Source organism: Streptomyces sp. NPDC042002 (genome assembly GCF_055588305.1).
In genome coordinates, this window is sequence record NZ_JBVJCT010000014.1 from 126,885 (window position 1) to 144,755 (window position 17,871).

Sequence of the window (17,871 nt, forward strand, 5' to 3'; positions counted from 1 at the left end):
AGGAGTGCGTCCGCCCTTTCACAGCCGCAACACGATCACCAATGGTCCGTCCGCTGACGGCATTTGACCAATAATCACCGACGTAGGTCCGTCTCCGTGTGTCTCTCCCCCACTCCGGTCACCGCCGCCCTCGGTACCCTCACCACCGCGATCTCGCCGGGATCGAGCCGCACCGACCCCGACAGCGGCTTGCCCGTCAGGAGTTCGGTGGCGCCGGGCGGGACGGGGATCTCCGCTCCCTTGCCCGCGTGGTCGATGTAGAAGACGTAGTCGGCGTCCCGGCCGCGCCGGCGGACGGTTTCCACGCCTGGGGGCACCTCTCCGGCGTCGGTGACTCCGGCGTCGGCGCGGATGCGGGCCAGCAGGGCCGTGAGGGTGTCCTGGTCGGGGAGTGTCGCCAAGTACCAGGCGGTGCCCGGTCCGTGGGTGTTCCTCGTCACCGCCGGGACACCGGCCAGGGGTCCCTCCGTGTACGTGGCCACCGGTTCCGCGCCGTTCAGCCGCACCCGTTCCGACCACAGGGTGGACGTGGCGCCCGGGGGCACCTGGCCGGTCAGCCCGGCCGACTCGCCGGGGAGGAGCGGGAAGAGCTCGTCGCTGCGGACGCCGAGGATCTCCCGGAAGGCTCCCGGGTAACCGCCCAGCCTGATGTGGCAGTTCTCGTCGACGGCGCCGCTGTGGAAGCCGACCGCGAGGGTGCCGCCGCGCTCGACGTGGCCGGTCAGGTTCGCCGCGCCCGCCTCGTCGACGAGGTACAGACTCGGGGCGAGGACCAGGCGGTAGGCGGAGAGGTCCGCGTCCGGGCGTACGAAGTCGACGGCCACGCCGGACCGCCACAGTGGCTCGTACCAGGCACGGACCAGATCCTGGTAGCGGAGTTCACCGCTCGGCTGGGAGGGCAGTTCCAGTGCCCAACGGGCGTTCCAGTCCCACACGATGGCGACCTCGGCCGTACCGGTGCTGCCGCGCACCTCGGCCAGGGCTCTCAGGTCGGCGCCGAGGCGGACCACGTCCTGCCAGATGCGGCTGTCCGTGCCCGCGTGCGGGAGCATCGCCGAGTGCCATTGTTCGGCGCCCGCCTTCGCGGCCCGCCACTGGAAGTAGGCGATGCCGTCTGCGCCGTGCGCCACGTGGGACAGGGCGTTGCGGCGCATTTCCCCGGGACTCTTGGCGCGGTTGACGGGCTGCCAGTTCACGGCGCCGGTGGAGTGTTCCATGAGCAGCCAGGGTCCGCCCGCCAGCGACCGTGTCAGGTCGCCGCACAGGGCCACGTCGATCTCCGAGGCCGGGTCGGCGGACATCAGGTAGTGGTCGTTGGAGACGACGTCCAGCTCCGGTGCCCACCGCCAGTAGTCCAGCGCGTCGAAGGTGTCCATCACCATGAAGTTGGTGGTGGCCGGTGTCGACGGGGCTGCCGTGCGCAGCACGTCCCGCTCCGCCGTGTACAGCGACAGGAGCTCGTCGGAGCAGAAGCGGCGCCAGTCCAGCTGGTGGGTGGGGTTGGGGACGGCTCCGGTGGCGCGGGGCGGCAGGATCTCGTCCCAGTCGTAGTACCACTGGCTCCAGAAGGTGGTGCCCCAGGCGTGGTTGAGGGCCGCCAGGTCCTCGTAGCGCTCGCGCAGCCAGCGCCGGAAGGACCGGGCGCTGGTGTCGCAGTAGCAGGCCGCGTTGTGGCAGCCGTACTCGTTGTGGATGTGCCACATCACCACGGCCGGGTGACCGGCGTACCGCTCGGCGAGCGCGCCCGCGACGCGCAGGGCGGCCTCGCGGTAGGCGGGGCTGCTCGGGCAGAACGTCTGCCGGCTGCCGTACGAGAGCCGGCGGCCGTCGCGGTCCACCGGGAGCGCCTCGGGGTGCGCCCGGAAGAACCACGCGGGTGGCGCGGCGGTCGGGGTGGCCAGGTCGGCGGCGATGCCGTTCTCGTGGAGGAGGTCCAGGAGTCGGTCCATGCGGGTGAAGTCGTACGTCCCCTCGGAGGGCTCCAGGAGCGCCCAGGAGAAGATGCCGACGCTGACCATGGTGACGCCGGCCTCGCGCATGAGGCACATGTCCTCGGCCCAGATCTCCTCGGGCCACTGCTCGGGGTTGTAGTCGCCGCCGTAGACGATGCCGGGGACGGAGAGGGTGCGTTCGGTGGTCATGCGGCCCCTCCCGAGGACAGCAGGCGACGGGTGGTGGCCACGCCCCACTCGTCGAGGGACAGCAGGCGGTCGCTGGAGGCCATCAGGCCGCCGGTGGCCTCGACATGGGCGGCCCAGCGTTCCCGGGTCTCCACTGCGGGGCGGGCCATCAGGCAGTCGGGGTCGTTGACCCACAGGCGGCGGTGCTGCCATTGGCGGCCGGTGCCGGTGAACTCGGCTGCGTCCTGGCCTGGTTGGCTGTAGTCGTCGGCCTCGGGGCGCCGGTGCGGTGCCGTGTCGGGGCTGACCCGCATCGCGTCGAACAGGCCGGTGGACGGGAGGACCGGCGCGCCGCAGCCGAGCAGGTAGGCGTCGGCGCCGATGGCTTCGCGGATCAGGGCGATACCGGCGCGGTAGGCGGTCAGCGCGTCGGCTCCCGAGTGCCGTACTCCGTCCAGGGCGCCCGCGTAGAGGAAGTCGGTCTTGAAGTAGTCGTATCCCTCGGCGCGCAGGGTGGCGAAGACGTCGGTCAGGTAGGCCCCGGCGTCGGGGTGTGTGGTGTCGAGGGTGTAGAGGTCGTGGTCCCAGTTGTGGCCCGCGTGCACGGGCGCGCCCTCGGCGTCGCGGACCAGCCAGTCGGGGTGCCGGACGGCGAGTTCGCTGTGCGGGGCCACCAGGAACGGCGCCGTCCAGATTCCCGCCCGCCGGCCGCGCGCGCGGATGGCGTCGGCGAGGGCGGAGCGGGAGCGGAAGCGGCCCGAGAGGGTCAGCCAGTCGCCGAGTGCGCTCTGGTAGCCGTCGTCGATCTGGACGACGTCGACGGGCAGGTCGAGGGTGTCCATCGCGCGGAGGTTCTCGTGGATGTCGTCCTCGGTGACGGCGGTGAAGTACTCGTACCAGGAGCACCACACGGTCGGCGCGGGCCGCGGGGCGGGCAGTGCGAGCCCGTCGGCCCAGGCGGCGAGCGCGCCCTGGATTCCGTCCGGTCCGGGGTGGGCCGACTCCGTGACGGGGCCGTCGGCGCTGATCTCCGCGCGGCCGTCCCGGACGGTCAGCCGGATCGACGGGACCGAGGTGGCCGGGTCCGTGGCCGCCCACAGCCGGACCGGGGCACCATCACCCGGATCGAGCGCGAGCAGTCCCTCGCCCTGGAAGACGGCGGGCGGCACGGTGCGGCCGGGCCGGTAACAGACCGTCGCCCAGTTGGCGTCGGCCGGGCGGTGCGGGGTGTCGTCGAGAGCGTAGGAGCCGCTGGGGCTCCAGGACTGCCAGCCCTCCTCGTGGACCCGTGCGGTGCGCGGGTCCACGGGCACGGAGGCTGCCGGGGTGAAGGATTGAGGCACGTCGTTCTCTTTCACGTGAAGCCGCCTGAGTCTCTCAAGTGAAGCCGTCTCAGCCCTTGTTGGCGCCGAGGGTCAGACCGCTGACGAACTGGCGCTGGAGCGCGAAGTACACGACGAGCGTGGGGATCGCGGTGAGCAGGGCGCCGGACGCGACGAGGTTGGGGTCGGTGAAGTACTGGCCGGAGAGGTTGTTCAGCGCCGAGGTGATCGGCATGTTCTCGCCGGTCGAGATCAGGACGAGCGCCCAGAAGAAGTCGTTGTAGATCCAGATCGACAGCAGGGTCGCCAGGGCCGCCATCGCGGGCTTGCACAGCGGCAGGGTGATCTGCCAGTACAGCCGCCAGACCGAGGCTCCGTCCACGAGCGCGGCCTCGGTCAGCTCGTGCGGCAGCGAGCGCATGTAGTTGCTGAGGACGAACGCGCAGAACCCGGACTGGAACGCCACGTGGATCAGCACGAGGCCGAGCGCGGAGTCGTACAGCTTGCCGCTCGCCGTGATGCCCGGCAGGTCGGTGAGCAGGTACATCCGGTACAGCGGGGTGATGATGACCTGCTGCGGGAGCAGGTTGCCCGCCGTGAAGACCAGCAGCAGCGCGAGATTGACGCGGAAGTCGAAGCGGCTGACGTAGAAGGCGACCATCGAGGACAGGAACAGCGTCAGCAGGACGGCCGGCACCGCGATCAGCAGTGTGTTGACGAAGTAGTGCGTCATGTCCGACTGTTCGAACGCGTTCTTGAAGTTGTCGAAGTTCAGTGTGTCCGGCCAGGACACATAGCCCTTCGCACTGGTCTCGCCGTACGGGCGCAGGGCCGAGAACATCGCCCACAGCAGCGGGGCGAGCCAGGCCAGGGCGGTGCAGGCGAGGAAGACGTGCAGCAGCACGCGGGCGGGGCGGACGGGCGCCCGCTGCCCCCGCCCGCCGGCCGCGAGGGTGGGGGCGCTCACGATCGCCGCTCCTTCCGGAAGGTGGCCACCAGATAAGGGATGATCACGACGAGTGAGATGACGAGCAGGACCACCGCTATCGCGGAGCCGTAACCGATGCGGCTGGACTCGCCGATGATGTTGTTGGTCACCAGGATCGAGAGCAACTCGGTTCCCTGGGCACCCTTGTTGAAGACGAAGACCAGGTCGAAGGCGCGCAGCGACTCGATGATGGTGACGACCAGCACGACCGTGTTGGTGGGCCGCAGCGTCGGGAAGACGACGTGTTTGAACGTCTGCCACTCGTTCGCGCCGTCCAGCGCGGAGGCCTCTCTGAGGGAGGGGTCGATTCCCTTGAGGCCGGCCAGGTAGAGGATCATCATGTAGCCGGTGTGGCGCCAGGAGGCCGCGACGAGGACGGCCCACAGGTTGAGTTTGGGGTCGCCGATCCAGTCGATGTAGTGGCCCGGCTTGTTGGCGCCGATGAGGCTGTTGATCAGGCCCGTGTCCGGGTTGTAGACGAGCTGCCAGACGAAGCCGATGCAGGCCATCGAGATGACGACCGGCAGGAAGAACGCCGTCTGGTAGACGCGGCTGAAGCGGATGTTCTTGTCGAGCTGGACGGCCAGGAAGAGGCCGAACGGTGTCGGGATCAGGATGAGGACGACGAACCAGATGACGTTGTGCTGGACGGCGGGCCAGAACTGCGGGTTGTCGGCGAAGAGTTGATGGAAGTTCTGGAGGCCCACCCACTTGATCGAGCCGAACCCGATGCCGTCCCAGGTAGTGAAGGCGAGGGCGATGGAGGCGAGGGCGGTGACCCAGACCAGGGCCACGTGCAGGACCGTGGGCACGCCCGCCATGAGGGCGAGCGTGAACCGGTCGCGTCGGGTCAGCAGGCGGCGGTGGCCGCGTGCTGCCCGCTTCGGCGCGGGGGCAGCGCCCGGAGGCGGCACACTGGCCGCCTCCGGGGACTTCTTCGTGGTGTCGGTGGTCATGATGTCGTTCACGCGGTCGCGAAGATCTGCTTCTTCTGGCGCTCGATCGAGGACAGCAGACTGTCCACGCCCTTGGGGTTCTGGAGGAACTTCTGGAGTCCGGGCTGCATCACCGTCGAGGTGAAGTCGGGGCGGGAGTCGCGGTCCATGAACTGGGTCAGGGTCTTGGCGCCCCCGATCATGTCGAACGCCTTCTTCTGGAGCGCCGAGTAGGCGGAGGTGTCGGCCTTGCTGGAGGCGGCCACCACGCTCGGGTCGCCCTTGAGGTAGAGCTCCTCCGCGGCCGGACTGCCCATGTACTCAAGCAGCTTGAGGACGCCGGAGTGGTTCTTGGGGGCCTTGCTGACCATGAGGCCGTCGGTGGGGGCCTCCACGGTGTCCTGGCCGTACGCGGGGTTGATCTCCGGGAAGGCGAAGAAGTCGAGGTCGTCCAGGTCGTCCTTGTTGGTGAACTGCTGGGCCACGAAGGTGCCGAGGACGTACATGCCGGCCTTCTTGGCCACCAGCGTCTGCGCGGCGTCCTGCCAGGTGCGGCCCATGAAGCCGTCCTGGTGGTACGGGAGGAGTTCGGCCCAGTGGTCGAAGGCGGCCTTGACCTTGGGGTCGGTCCAGGACGCCTTGCCGGCCATGAGCTGGACGTGGAAGTCGTAGCCGTTCAGGCGGAAGTTGATCTGGTCGAAGGTGCCCATCGCGGGCCAGGCGTCCTTGTCGCCGAAGGCGATGGGGACGAGCTTGTCCTTCTTCATCTGCTTGCACAGGGCGACGAGTTCGTCCCAGGTGGTGGGAACCTTGTAGCCGTGCTGCTGGAAGACGCTCTTGCGGTAGAAGACGGCCCACGGGTAGGTGGTCATCGGAACGAAGTAGTACTTGCCGTCCTCGCCCTTGCTGAGCTTCTTCATCGCGTCGGGGAAGTTGTCCCCGATCTTGGCCCACACGTCGTCGATGGGCGTGGCGAGCTTCTTGGCCGCGAAGAACTGCATGCGGTACCCGGCGAACCAGTTGAAGACGTCGTCCGGGGTGCCTTGCAGATACGAGTTGATCTGCTCCTGGAAGGTGTTGTGGTCCTTCGTGTTGACGTCGACGGTGAGGCCGGACTGCTTCCTGAAGGCCGCGTAGACGTCGGCGAACGCCTTCTTCGGCACGGCGTCGGACGCGTTGGAGCCGACCGTGACCGTCTTGGGATCCGACGCCGTGCCGCTGCCGCCGCAGGCGCTCAGCAGGGGTATGCCCGCGCCGAGCGCGGCCGCGCCGCCGATTCCGCGAAGCAGGGTGCGACGGCTGGGGGTCGGGGCGGACAGACCCGGGAGGGGAAGGTGCATGACGGCTCCTGAGGGCAGGGTTCGGTCAGGATGAACGGCGGGGAGGCCGGAAATCGATCAGAAACCAACTCGACCGAACAACGTGGGCGTAATGACAGCCCGATGTCGCCACGGCGTCAAGACCTCGCACCTCGCGTGCCCGAAACGTGACCGACACGGGATGGACGATCGCGGCCGGACCGAGACCCTGACCGCGCGCCGAGATCACCACCCCGGACGCCGACGGGCTCCAGGGCCCGGTTCAGCTGCCATGTCCGGCGCGGCGGAGGGGCATTGGAGCGCCGAGGGGATGCGGCCGACGCCAAGCGTTCGCGGCCCGGGCGGGAGACGGACCGGGGCGCGGGCGGCTCGGGCGCGCCTTTGACGCCACCGCCCCGGACGGTTCGCAAACCGGTCCGCGACGGGCAGAGTGACGGTCGCGCGGGGTGTGGTCTTTCACGACGGAGATGACCAAAAGTCAACAGCGGCTGATGGGTTTTGTTTACAGGCAGCCCGAAGCGACACGATGGTCATTCCATACTGAATCCGACAGCTCCATGGCAGGTCACGGAGCCGCCCACCCCTGGCCGGCTGTTCGCCCGCCGACCAGTCTCGCGCAACGTAATCGATTACGCTACGTTCCCTCGACATCGATCCGGCAAAGGCATGGAACGGAAACGGGCGTGTCGGAGACGGTCGTTCACGGTCGGCGGTCCCGTTTCGGAACGCGAAGAACATGACAGGGGCGCCGAACCGCGCCGGAACCGTGCGGGACCGACACCGAACGGCGCCGGACCGGCACGGCAGCGCCGTCAGACCGACGCGCGCGCCACGAAGTCCGCGGCGACCCGCACGGTCCTCCGCAGCGTTCGGCCGTCGATCTGCTCCAGGAGGAGCTCGGCCGCGACGCGGCCGACCTCGCGCGCCGGGTACCGGATGGTCGTCAGCCGCGGCCGGACCAGCGAGGCGAACTCGATGTCGTCGTGCCCCACCAGAGACACGTCGCCGGGGATGTCGAGCCCGAGGCGCTCGGCCGTGTCCATCGCGCCGACAGCCGTGATGTCGTTGCCGCACAGCACCGCCTCGGGCCGGCGCCGGGCACGCATCAGGCGTTCGAAGCCCTCCGCTCCCGCCTCGCGCGTGTGCTCGCCGCGGACGATGTGCTCCTCCGCGACGCGCAGCCCCGCCTCGGCCGCGTGCTCCAGGACGCGCTCCAGGCGGGGATCGCCGCCCGCGGCATCCAGCGGCCCGGCGATCACACCGATGCGCCGCCGGCCGGTGGCCGCCACATGCGCCAGCGCCTCGCGGACCGCGACATCCGCATCGGGAGTCACCAGATCGACATCGCCGAAGGAGACGTCCGCGCTGACCACCGCCGGAATCCCGGCGGCGCGCAGCACGTCGAAGGCATCGGTGGCCAGCCGGAACGGCGTCATCACCACACCGGCGAACCGCTGCTGCACCGCCTCGTCAAGGAGCGCCTCCTCCTCGTCCCGCCGCGCGCCCGTACTGCTCACCAGCACGTGGTAGCCGCAGCCGCGCAGTTCGTCCTGTATCGAGCGGGCCAGCAGCGCGTAGAAGGGGTTGGCGATGTCGGGCACGACGAGGGCGACCATCGTGGACTTGCCCGTACGAAGGCTGCGGGCGACGGGGTTGAGACTGAAGCCGAGCCGCTCGATGGCCGATTCGACCGATTTGCGCGTTTCCTCGGTTACCGGGCGCTTTCCGCTCAGCACATACGAGACGGTCGCGGACGAGACCCCCGCGGCCCGCGCCACGTCACTCATGGTCACCCGCTGCCGCATGCGCGTCCGCCCCTTCTCCGACCGCCACCCTACCGGCGCCCTCCGATCCCCGGAGGCCCCGGCCGGGCGCGACCCACTTCGTATCCTCGCAGGTCCGCGCCCTTCAGCGGGCCGAATGCTCGCGGTCGCCGCCCGCGACGCGCACGTCAGGAACCCGGCCGCCCGGGCCGCCCCGGCGAGCCGGTCCGGCGATCGGCGGCACCGCTCGCGTTCTTCGCGATGACCCCAATCCGGCCAATCGTCAACGAAATGCGCATAGTCACCCGATGGCGGAGGTCCGTGATCCAGAGGGGCCTCGGCTCCCGACTCTTGGCCAAAGGCGACCATACTGGGAGGCCACACCACACCCCACCAGCAAAGTGACTCATGCCGAAGTCCTCCACAGACCGTCCCACCGCCCCGGAAACAGTCTGGCTGGCCGCCGGGCGCCATACCGGCCCCGCCCCTCAGCAGGCGCTCCGGGAGCACCTGCGGGAACTGAAAGACAGCGAAAGGATCCAGGACTTCCTGGAGAAGGAGAACGCCGCGACGCCGGACGGTCACGTCTTCGAGGCGCGCTGGTTCGTCGACGGCGACGTCACGGTGCGGGCTCGGCTCGCCACCGACGGCCGTGAGCAGGTGGAAGGCGAGCGACGCTGGACGCTGGCGGCCGAGGCGGAACGGCCCTGGGACCCCGCGTGGCCCTCCCCTGCCGCCCTGCTCTGGCCCGAGCGAAGCGACTTCTCCTGGGATCGTGACGCCGTGGCCGGGCTGCGGCTCCAGGACATCAACCCGCTGCCGAAGGACGACGCGGTACTGCGGCGCCTGATCAAGGACACCGCCCGGCACAGCTGGAGCATCAACGTCGTCGTGCACGAGGCCATGACCCCCGACGCCGAAGGCCGCCTCCCGCTGGCCCGGCTGCTGCCGCCGGCCCTCCACCACCGAGTCGTCGAACACCGCGCCACGCCCGAGCAGTTCCACGCGGTCAACTGGGCGCTCGGCGACTTCGGGACGTCCGTGCCGCGTGGCGGGGCCGTCATTCTGTCCGGCACACCCGCCCGGGTCGGGTTCGACGAGCAGGCCTTCCGGGTGCGCAGTGTCTTCCTCGACGGCACCGAACCGACCGAACTCCTGGACAGGGTCGTACAGTTCGCGGCACTGCCCTGGCCGCTGCCGGACGACGCGGCGGCCGCCCTCACCGCGCTCCGCGAGGACTGGCATCTGCTGACCCTCGAAGAGGAACTCACCCACGCACGCGCCTTGGTGGCCTCGTACTCCGAGGCCCTCGACGCCATGACCAAGTCGCGCGACCTGTACCGCGAGGCGACCGAACTCGCCCACGCGGCGCTCGCCGAGATGGCCGAGTACCGCGACGCGGCGTCCGCCGTGCGGGACTCCGCGCCGGGGCAGGACAAGCACCCTCTGACGAAAACGTTTCAACGCGTCACGGACTCGCTGCTGTCCCGGCGGGCGCCTCGTGTCGACGCCCACCTCCAGGAAGCGCGCGCGAGCGAGGAACGGGCCCGCGAGGCTTCCGGGTGACCCCCGCGGGGAGGACGGCGCGCCCGCCGATCCGCCCCTGCGCACGTTTCACGGACTCGCGCACGTTCGTCGTACGGTCGGATCCGGCCCTCGTACGGTCGGATCCAGCCTCGGACCCGTTCCTCGTATGGTCGGACCGGCCGCGCGTGCCGTCGGAACAGCCGCGCGTGTCCCGTCGGACCCGCCCCACGCCGGGTTTCCGTCAGGCGCCCCGCGCGGAGCTGTCACGCGCCCCACACCGGAGCCGTCACGCGCCTCGCCAGATGTTGGCGAACGCCGCGTTCTCGATGGCCCGGCGCTGGCGGACGGCTTCCAGTTCCATCACCGCGTCGTGCACGGCGACCAGGACGGTCGTGACCGCCTCGTCCTCTACGGCCGGACTGTCCTCGGTCTGTTCGGCGGGGATCCCGACGACCGCCGCGAGCGCGGCGAGGACGGGCTCGTCCGCCGCCCAGCGGTGCATCGCCCGGCTGCGGGCCGGTGAGTCCACCAGCTCCATACGGTTCGGGCCGAACGGCAGTCGGCCGCGCCGCTGCCGGGTGAGCTGGCCCGTCTGTTCGAGGTCGGTCTGATAGGCCGCCGACAGGTCGCGGCCCCTGCGCCACAGCCAGTCCTCGACCCGCTCGTACGGGACCTGTCGCACGATCGAGGACGCCGCCTCACCCAGGAGACGGTCGTCGGTCGCCGGCTGCCTCGCCGGAACCATCCGGTCACCGTCCAGTGTGATGACCTCACCGGCGACGAGATCGATCACCTCGGCGCCGGCGAGGGCGAGCGACAGGTCGCCCTGCCCCACAGGACGTTCCGGCTCCTTGTCCATCGTGATGATGAACAAGTCCCTGGCCGTGGTCACGAACGGCTCCCTTCGGAGTACTTCGCCCGGCGCGACCGTCACGCGTCGGATCCAACGCATCCACCGCACCGCTGTCCTCGGGCGATCCGGTCGCCCGAGGAGAAGAGCACGTCACGATCGTGATCGTAACTCCCGGCGGACCGCCGCGTCAGTGAGCCGCGGGCTGCGCCGGCAGGTTGAACACGTGCTGCGGTGTGACGATCTTCGTGATCGCGTCTCCGAAGAGAGTGCTGGGCTCCGAGCCCTGGTAGCTGATGTCGGTGTTCAGCAGCACGACCAGGGTCGCCCGCGCCGGCGGGAAGCAGACGGTCAGCGACTCGTAGCCCGGCAGGGAGCCGTTGTGTGTGTCCGACCCATCCCTGGACGTCGAAGATGCCGAGGCCGTAGCCCACGCCCGGGATGGGGGTCGGGGGCGTGGTGAGCCGCTGCTTCCGGGTGGCGGGACTGATCATGGTGCTGCCGTCGGGGAAGACACCCGTGGCGACCGTGCGCGCCCAGGCGCGCAGATCGCGCAGGTTGGAGATCATCGCACCGGCCGCCCAGGCCCAGGAGGGATCCCAGGTGGTCGATTCCTCGACGTTGCCGCTCGCCGTCCGGTCCGTGCAGCCCCGCGCGTGCGGGCTCGGGAAGGCGGCGCCGGTGGTCCGCGTCCTGTCGGAACGTTCGCTCCCGTGCACCGGACCCGCCGCGCACATGGACGAGCGGCGGTGGAAGCCGCACGCGCGGCCGGTCCGGCCGACGCGCGGTGCGCCGGCCGGACCGGATGTCCTTCACCTGATGTGCCGTCAGCCCTGACGGGCCTTGAGTCGCGGGTTCTTCTTGTTCACAACGAAGACCACACCGCGTCTGCGGACCACCTGGGCCCCGGGCTTGGACTTCAGCGACCGCAGTGAGTTGCGTACCTTCATGGCTCTGTTCTCCTTCTGCTTCTGCCGAACTCGGCGCGCTCCGGCGTTCAGTGCCGCTTCGGCGCCGTGCGGCCGTAGCGGCGCTCGAAGCGCTCCACGCGGCCGGCGGTGTCCAGGACCCGCGAGGTCCCGGTGTGGAACGGGTGGCTCGCCGACGAGATCTCCACGTCGATGAGCGGACGGACGGTGCCGTCCTCCCACTCGATCGTCTTGGCGGAGTGCGCGGTGGATCGCGTCAGAAAGGCGACGTCTGCGGCACGGTCCCGGAAGACGACCGGACGCGATTCGGGGTGGATGTCGGGCCTCATGCGGTTCCCTCCTCGGTTACGGCAGGTGCGTCTGCGGATACGCCGGGTACGTCTGCCAGGTGCCCCCGGCGTGGGGTCAGCGCTCCTCCCGGAACGCGACGTGCTTGCCCGCCAGCGGGTCGTACTTCCGCAGGACGAGCCGGTCGGGGTCGTTCCCGCGGTTCTTGCGCGTCACGTAGGTGGCGCCGGTCCCGGCCGTCGACTTCAGCGTGACGACGGGGCGCGCGCTGCTGCGTGCCATGAAGTCCTCCTTCGCCCACCATGCACGAGCCTTGACTCTTGCATGCCAATCAGTTACGTGAGCTGTAACAGCGCACCCGGCGTCCGCATTCCCGGGCCCCGGACGCGACAGGCGACACGCCGACGGCTGACGGCTGTGCCGCCGCGCCTGGACCCGATCAGAGCCATAGGTCCAGGCGGGGCGTGTGCCATAGGTCCGGCCCGGGTCGGTGCTTCCGGTCCCACCCGCAGAGCCGCCAGGGGCGCGGCCCGGTCCCGGCAGCCTACGGACGGCCGCTCCGGACACCACCCTCTGCCGCTCTCCCGCAAGGCGCCCGGCACCCTGCGGGAGACTCCGATCCCGGTCACGGGGTGCAGTCGCCACCGGTGCGCGGCGGCGACAGCGCACCGGTGACGGTCAGGAAGGCTTCGTCGCGGTGACGGCCGTCACCGTCACCGTGTTGCCGCACTCGGCCAACACGCCGTCTTCGAGGGCGAGTTGGTGCGCTCCGCCGGCGGGGAGACCCACCACCAGGGTCGGATAGGTGACCGGAGTGGACCCGGACACGCAGTAGCCGTCACCCTCGCCCTGGACCTGGACGAACGTCATCTTGACCCAGGCCTTCGCCCCGGGCGCGAGCACCACCTCGGACGCGGAGCCCGTCGGGGTCACGGCCAGCGGGTGGTTCTTCTCGGGCGATCCGTTGGCCGCCCCCGCCACGGTCGGATACCCCTGGACGGCACACGACGCTCCGGACATATTGGTGAACTCGACGATCGCCGCGCCGGTTCCAGTTCCCTCGGGCCGTACGGCGGCCTGGTACATGAACGCCTTCAGGGACTCCCCGGCGCACGTCTTCGTCGCCGGGGTCGCGGTGGCGGTCGCGGTCGCCGAAACCGGGGTCTTGGGAATGGAGCCGCCCGCGGGCTTGGCCGAGGCTCCCGTCCCGCCGGACGACGGGGCGTGCGTCGGTGAGCCGGAGGACGAGGCCGTCGGCCCGGCCGTCTTGCCCGACGGCGAAGCGGTGGAGCCCGCGGCGTCCGCGCCCGGCTGGCACGCGGTCATGAGAAGTGTGGCCGCCGACAGGGTCGCCATCGCCAGAGCGGCTCCGCGGACACGCGACCCGAAGTGCATCCCGTACTGCATGAAGTCCCCCGATTGAGATGTTCAGGCGCCGGTCGCTCACCGGCACTCGTCGCTACAGATCGCCGATCGGCTTCCCGTGGTTCACGTGCGCACAGGGCTGTGACATGACGGTGACGGGGCACGTACCGATCGCCTGGGCGGCAGATCCGAGCGACGGCCCTGACCGCTCAGGGTCAGCGACAGACGCCGGGCGGTGCTCGACGTGGAGGTGAACCCGCCTGTAGTCGACCACGACCCGCATGTCCCGCGTCGCGGCCCTGATGAGGTCCAGCCGGGCCGTCGGACCCGCGCCGGCGACGAGGCGGGCTCCATCCACGTCGTGGTCGCGCTGACGTCGGTGCGTTCCGCGCGCTCCCCGGTCAGCAGGCGTGTCGTGGCGTCGGCGGACGTGGTGCGCAGGACGGGAACCTCGGCCGGGTCGGACGTCAGCGTGCCGTCGTCGTGCGGCGTCCAGCGGGCGTGGCGCAGGCGGTCGCTCACGCTCTCTGCCCGCGTACGGGTTCCCGGGAGGGGATCGGCGGAGGTGACGTCGCGGGTGCGGAAGGTGAGTCGTCCCCGCGGCCGGTCCTGCTCGCTGCCGCCGGACGACGACGGCTTTCCGGGCGTGAACGTCGAAGCCCCGGCGGACGGGCCGGATCACGCGGTGCGGCCGGGCCGGGGCACGCCGTCGTCGTGGCCCCGCCACCGCCACCCCCGGTCGCCGGGACGCGGCGTCGGCCCGTCGCTGGGCCCGTAAGCCGACCAGTCATCCGGTGGCGGACAGGAGGTTCTTCGACTCGGGGCTGCCCAGGACCGACGTGAGGGCCGCTGCGGCGTACGCCAGCCCGTCCAGCACCGCGGGAAGGACCGAGACCGCTCCGCCGCCCATGCCGCCGGGCGCCTGTCCGGGCGGGGCGAAGAGGTGGCGGCGGGGGGCGCCGCCCGCCGCGTACGCGCGAGCGGTCTGCGCCGCGAACCCGGTCTCCCCGGGGGCGGCCGACTCGGCGATCCGTATGCTCCGGGCGTCCAGCCGTTCCGGTGTCGTCATCCGGCCTCCCCCGGTCCGGTCGCCTCGCGTTCCTGCTCTCCGGTCCCGGTTGTCCCCGAGAAGGGGTTCGGGTAGGGGTTCGGGAAGGGCGTCACGAGGGCGTGCCGTCGAACTTGAAGCGGAACGCGACCGCGCCGTCGACGGTCCTGCCCTCGGCGGTGAGGGATGCCCCGGAGCCGTCGAGCCGGCCCGCGAAGGTCGTGCCCGCGGCCAGCGCGTGCGGGAGGCCGCCGGGCATCTGGCCGAGGTCGGAGCGGCAGGCGACGAGCAGGCCGGGCCAGTTGAGCAGGTTCAGGGCGATGGCCTGCTGGGCGTGCGGGTCCGTGAGCCTGGCGTCCAGTTCGCCGTCGGACCAGCCGATGTTCCAGTAGGTCAGCAGGAGATTCGGATCCCGGGGGTTGCCCGCCAGGTCCTGGCTGGAGGTCGTGCTGACCGACGAGGACCAGAAGGACACCGCTCCGGGCTGCGAGGGACTGCCCGCCGCGAACAGCATCGAGAACGGGTTGCTCTCCGTCTCGCCGCCACCGGTCCGCGGCCTGCTCAGGTTGAGCGTGCTGTTCATGGAGTAGGTCTGGCTGTCCGCCAGGCGCCGGGAGCCGTCGGTGGAGCAGTAGTCGTAGATGTCGACGGAGACGCTCGCGGTGCCGCTGTACGCCGTCCCCCACAGGGCCGACGCGCCCGAGTCGTCGGCCGACACCGGTTCGTCCGACGTCGCCGTCGTGGCCGGTTCCTCGCTCGGCGTCTCCGTCGGTGTCGGTACGTCGCTGACCGTGGGCGTCGGCTCCGGCGCGGAGGCGGAGGTCGGCGGGCCGGACTCCACGGTGCTCGCGGAGGCCGTCGACGCGTCGGCCGTCGCCGCCCCGTCGTTCCCGCACCCGGTCAGCGACGCGCACAGGAGCCCCGCGCACACCACCGCGACGGCTCGGCCCCGAACGTTTTCGGACACTCTTCGAACCCGCGTCATGGCACGCATGACACTCCCCTCCCCACCGGGCCGCTCCCCCACGAGCACCCAGGACATGCGGGACATTACGCTGCGGGGTCGCCCCCTTACCCGCCACAAAGTCCTTCGTTACCGATTCGTGCCTGCCCGCGGCGTCATGGACGGGACCGCGCGAGTCCGTCGACGAAGTGGCTGGTGCACCATGGGCGACGAAACGGGCCGGCCGACCGGCCCGTTCCTCCGAACCGGGGTGTGGTGATGGGCGGAGATCGGGGCCGGGTCCTCGTCGTCGACGACGACGCGGCGATACGGCGGTCACTCGAACGCGGTCTGCGGCTGGGCGGTTTCACGGTGGATCTCGCCGACGGCGGGCGGCCCGCGCTGGACGTGGCCCGGCGGACGCCGCCGGACGCGATCGTGCTGGACATCTCCATGCCCGACCTCAGCGGCATCGAGGTGTGCCGGACGCTGCGGGCGGAGGACAACGACGTACCCGTCCTGATGCTCTCCGCGCTCGACGAGACCGGTGACCGGATCGCGGGGCTGCAGGCCGGTGGCGACGACTACCTGGTGAAGCCTTTCGCCCTGCAGGAGTTGGTGCTCCGGCTCCAGGCGCTGCTGCGGCGCCGGCCGCCGAGGGACACCGACACCGTACGGGTGGGCGGGCTGTCACTGGACCCCGCGACCCGCCAGGTCAGCCTGGACGGGCGGCAACTGGAACTGACCCGGCGCGAGTTCGAGCTGCTGCATGTCCTGGCGCGCAACGCGGGCATCGTGCTCAGCCGTGATCAGCTCCTCGACCGGGTCTGGGGCTACGACTTCGATGTGCGCACCGACGCGGTGGACACGTTCGTGAGTTATCTGCGGCGCAAGCTGGAGGCGCCGGGCCGTGCCCGGGTCATCCACACCGTACGAGGAGTGGGGTTCGTGCTGCGCGACGACGGGCCGGAGGACGGACGATGAGACTGTCCACCCGCATCGCGCTCGCCGTCGGCGCTACCGTGCCGATCCTGGTGCTGGCCACCGGCTGGCTGCTGTTGCGGCTGGTCGCGACGGATCTGCACAACCAGCAGGACGCACACCTGCGGGAGAGCGCCGCGGCCGTGGCGAAGGACGCCCGGGGGCTGCTGCGCGCGAGTGCCGCCGACCGGTCGGCGGCGGTGGAACAGGCCCGTGAGCGGCGGCTGTTCACCTCCGCACTGGACGTCGGTGTACGGCTGACCGGTCCCGGGGGGACCTTCATGGGCGGACCGCAGCCCGAGCAGGGGGTGTCGCTTCCCGTGAACGCGCGGGTGCCGGCCACCCTGCGGGCAGGCGGGGACACCTGGCGGGTTCTGTCGACGCGGGTGTCCGGTGGGCGGCCCGGAGTACGCGGCACGCTCTGGCTGTTCGCGCCCGACACCGCCTCGGACACCCAACTACGGCTGGTGCGCAGGCGCGTGGTGTCGGTGGCGCTGCTCGCCGCGCCGTTGTCCGGGCTGCTGGCCGGGGCGGTGGCCGGGCGCGCGAGCCGTCCGCTCAGGCGGCTGCGGAACAGTGCGAGCGGTCTGGATCCGCGCACCAGCGCCGCGCGCCTGGACCACACGCCGGCCCGGATCGCCGAGGTCGACGATCTGGCGCACACCCTCCAGACGGTCCTGAGCCGCTACGACGAACAGGCCGCTAGGACCGAGGAGGCCCTCGCCACCGCCCGTTCCTTCGCCTCGGCCGCCGCGCACGAACTGCGCACTCCGCTGATGAGCATGCAGACCAATCTGGAGATCCTCACCGAACATCCGGGCCTTCCCGCTCCCGACCGCGACGAGGTCCTCGACGACCTGCGCCGCGAACACGCCCGTCTTCTGGGCCTGTTGGTCATGCTGCGCGAGCTCGGCCGTGGAGACCTGGTCGAGGCGGACGCGTTCGGCCCGGTGGACCTCGCGGACGTCGTCGAGGCGAGCGTGCGGGAGCAGCGGCGGCGCCATCCGCTCGCGCACATCGTCGCCGACTGCCCGCCGGGGCTGCGGGTGCACGGCTGGGAGCCCGGACTGCGCACGGTCCTGGACAATCTCCTCATCAACGCGCTGGTGCACGGCGGTTGTGCCGACGGCCGCCCCGCGCACATCGACGTCACACTGCGCGCGAGCGGCGACCACGCCCTCCTGTTCGTCGACGACCAGGGGCCGGGTATCGCGCCCGAGCGGCGCGCCGAGGTCTTCGGACGCTTCCAGCGCCGCCCGGACAGTCCGGGTTCGGGGCTCGGACTCACCCTGGTCGCCCAGCAGATCGACCTGCACCGGGGCCGTATCCGGGTCCTCGAACCGCCGGCCGGAGCGGGGACCCGGATCGAGGTCGTTCTCCCGCTGCTGAACGGCGGGGCCGGGACGGAGGCGACGCTCCCCGCGCAGCGCAACTGGATGATCACGACCGCCGGTGTCCGGCCACAAGAATTCCACAAAGACGACTCCTAGCGT

Annotated in this window: 16 protein-coding genes and 1 pseudogene; 3 read left to right on the forward strand and 14 right to left on the reverse strand. The window is 70.8% G+C overall.

Annotated elements, in window-relative coordinates; all coding sequences use genetic code 11:
* Positions 1-74: 74 nt before the first annotated feature.
* From ACZ6KY_RS21960 to ACZ6KY_RS21985, 6 genes are all read right to left on the reverse strand, one after another.
* Complete coding sequence (locus tag ACZ6KY_RS21960; RefSeq protein ID WP_469311975.1) at positions 75-2,141, reverse strand: beta-galactosidase; 2,067 nt, start codon at positions 2,139-2,141, stop codon at positions 75-77.
* Complete coding sequence (locus tag ACZ6KY_RS21965) at positions 2,138-3,463, reverse strand: glycoside hydrolase family 36 protein (RefSeq protein WP_469311976.1); 1,326 nt, start codon at positions 3,461-3,463, stop codon at positions 2,138-2,140. The genes ACZ6KY_RS21960 and ACZ6KY_RS21965 overlap by 4 nt, the downstream gene beginning before the upstream one ends.
* 49 nt (positions 3,464-3,512) lie before the next feature.
* Entirely contained in the window at positions 3,513-4,409 is an 897-nt protein-coding gene (locus tag ACZ6KY_RS21970; RefSeq protein WP_328551842.1) for a carbohydrate ABC transporter permease, read from the reverse strand.
* Complete coding sequence (locus tag ACZ6KY_RS21975) at positions 4,406-5,386, reverse strand: carbohydrate ABC transporter permease (protein ID WP_469312047.1); 981 nt, start codon at positions 5,384-5,386, stop codon at positions 4,406-4,408. Before ACZ6KY_RS21975 ends, ACZ6KY_RS21970 begins: the two co-directional genes overlap by 4 nt.
* An 8-nt stretch (positions 5,387-5,394) precedes the next feature.
* Positions 5,395-6,705, reverse strand: coding sequence for an ABC transporter substrate-binding protein (locus ACZ6KY_RS21980; RefSeq protein WP_469311977.1), 1,311 nt, complete (start codon positions 6,703-6,705; stop codon positions 5,395-5,397).
* Positions 6,706-7,496: 791 nt separating this feature from the next.
* Complete coding sequence (locus ACZ6KY_RS21985; protein WP_469311978.1) at positions 7,497-8,489, reverse strand: LacI family DNA-binding transcriptional regulator; 993 nt, start codon at positions 8,487-8,489, stop codon at positions 7,497-7,499.
* Positions 8,490-8,855: 366 nt separating this feature from the next.
* Between ACZ6KY_RS21985 and ACZ6KY_RS21990 the strand changes: the two genes are divergently transcribed.
* Entirely contained in the window at positions 8,856-10,013 is a 1,158-nt protein-coding gene (locus tag ACZ6KY_RS21990) for a hypothetical protein (RefSeq protein WP_469311979.1), read from the forward strand.
* 247 nt (positions 10,014-10,260) lie between these two features.
* Here ACZ6KY_RS21990 and ACZ6KY_RS21995 read toward each other — a convergent pair whose 3' ends face one another.
* From ACZ6KY_RS21995 to ACZ6KY_RS22030, 8 genes and pseudogenes are all read right to left on the reverse strand, one after another.
* Entirely contained in the window at positions 10,261-10,866 is a 606-nt protein-coding gene (locus ACZ6KY_RS21995; RefSeq protein WP_469311980.1) for a GOLPH3/VPS74 family protein, read from the reverse strand.
* Positions 10,867-11,014: 148 nt separating this feature from the next.
* A pseudogene (locus tag ACZ6KY_RS22000) lies at positions 11,015-11,507 on the reverse strand (serine hydrolase); the annotation flags it as partial.
* A 144-nt stretch (positions 11,508-11,651) separates the two neighbouring features.
* Positions 11,652-11,774 (reverse strand): type B 50S ribosomal protein L36, encoded by a 123-nt coding sequence (gene ykgO / locus ACZ6KY_RS22005; protein ID WP_081220789.1) that lies wholly within the window; start codon positions 11,772-11,774, stop codon positions 11,652-11,654.
* 47 nt (positions 11,775-11,821) lie between these two features.
* On the reverse strand, positions 11,822-12,082 hold the full coding sequence (locus ACZ6KY_RS22010) for a type B 50S ribosomal protein L31 (RefSeq protein WP_469311981.1): 261 nt from the start codon (positions 12,080-12,082) through the stop codon (positions 11,822-11,824).
* 76 nt (positions 12,083-12,158) lie between these two features.
* On the reverse strand, positions 12,159-12,323 hold the full coding sequence (gene rpmG, locus ACZ6KY_RS22015) for a 50S ribosomal protein L33 (protein WP_328551850.1): 165 nt from the start codon (positions 12,321-12,323) through the stop codon (positions 12,159-12,161).
* Between the two features lie 396 nt (positions 12,324-12,719).
* Positions 12,720-13,448, reverse strand: coding sequence for a DUF4232 domain-containing protein (locus tag ACZ6KY_RS22020; protein ID WP_469311982.1), 729 nt, complete (start codon positions 13,446-13,448; stop codon positions 12,720-12,722).
* 745 nt (positions 13,449-14,193) lie between these two features.
* Positions 14,194-14,475 carry a hypothetical protein gene (locus ACZ6KY_RS22025; protein WP_469311983.1) on the reverse strand — a complete coding sequence of 94 codons (282 nt, stop codon included), beginning with the start codon at positions 14,473-14,475 and terminating at the stop codon, positions 14,194-14,196.
* A 91-nt stretch (positions 14,476-14,566) separates the two neighbouring features.
* Positions 14,567-15,421 carry a hypothetical protein gene (locus ACZ6KY_RS22030; RefSeq protein ID WP_469311984.1) on the reverse strand — a complete coding sequence of 285 codons (855 nt, stop codon included), beginning with the start codon at positions 15,419-15,421 and terminating at the stop codon, positions 14,567-14,569.
* A 255-nt stretch (positions 15,422-15,676) separates the two neighbouring features.
* Between ACZ6KY_RS22030 and ACZ6KY_RS22035 the strand changes: the two genes are divergently transcribed.
* Both ACZ6KY_RS22035 and ACZ6KY_RS22040 read left to right on the forward strand, forming a co-directional pair.
* Positions 15,677-16,381 carry a response regulator transcription factor gene (locus ACZ6KY_RS22035; protein WP_469311985.1) on the forward strand — a complete coding sequence of 235 codons (705 nt, stop codon included), beginning with the start codon at positions 15,677-15,679 and terminating at the stop codon, positions 16,379-16,381.
* Positions 16,378-17,868: a sensor histidine kinase gene (locus ACZ6KY_RS22040; RefSeq protein ID WP_469311986.1), complete on the forward strand. Its 1,491-nt coding sequence runs from the start codon at positions 16,378-16,380 to the stop codon at positions 17,866-17,868. Before ACZ6KY_RS22035 ends, ACZ6KY_RS22040 begins: the two co-directional genes overlap by 4 nt.
* Positions 17,869-17,871 lie beyond the last annotated feature (3 nt).

Coding starts and splice junctions, on each gene's coding strand:
- ACZ6KY_RS21960 (WP_469311975.1), bottom strand. CDS start 2,141: ATGACCACCGAACGCACCCTCTCCGTCCCCGGCATCGTCTACGGCGGC.
- ACZ6KY_RS21975 (WP_469312047.1), bottom strand. CDS start 5,386: ATGACCACCGACACCACGAAGAAGTCCCCGGAGGCGGCCAGTGTGCCG.
- ACZ6KY_RS21980 (WP_469311977.1), bottom strand. CDS start 6,705: ATGCACCTTCCCCTCCCGGGTCTGTCCGCCCCGACCCCCAGCCGTCGC.
- ACZ6KY_RS21985 (WP_469311978.1), bottom strand. CDS start 8,489: ATGCGGCAGCGGGTGACCATGAGTGACGTGGCGCGGGCCGCGGGGGTC.
- ACZ6KY_RS21990 (WP_469311979.1), top strand. CDS start 8,856: ATGCCGAAGTCCTCCACAGACCGTCCCACCGCCCCGGAAACAGTCTGG.
- ykgO (WP_081220789.1), bottom strand. CDS start 11,774: ATGAAGGTACGCAACTCACTGCGGTCGCTGAAGTCCAAGCCCGGGGCC.
- ACZ6KY_RS22010 (WP_469311981.1), bottom strand. CDS start 12,082: ATGAGGCCCGACATCCACCCCGAATCGCGTCCGGTCGTCTTCCGGGAC.
- rpmG (WP_328551850.1), bottom strand. CDS start 12,323: ATGGCACGCAGCAGCGCGCGCCCCGTCGTCACGCTGAAGTCGACGGCC.
- ACZ6KY_RS22020 (WP_469311982.1), bottom strand. CDS start 13,448: ATGCAGTACGGGATGCACTTCGGGTCGCGTGTCCGCGGAGCCGCTCTG.
- ACZ6KY_RS22025 (WP_469311983.1), bottom strand. CDS start 14,475: ATGACGACACCGGAACGGCTGGACGCCCGGAGCATACGGATCGCCGAG.
- ACZ6KY_RS22035 (WP_469311985.1), top strand. CDS start 15,677: ATGGGCGGAGATCGGGGCCGGGTCCTCGTCGTCGACGACGACGCGGCG.
- ACZ6KY_RS22040 (WP_469311986.1), top strand. CDS start 16,378: ATGAGACTGTCCACCCGCATCGCGCTCGCCGTCGGCGCTACCGTGCCG.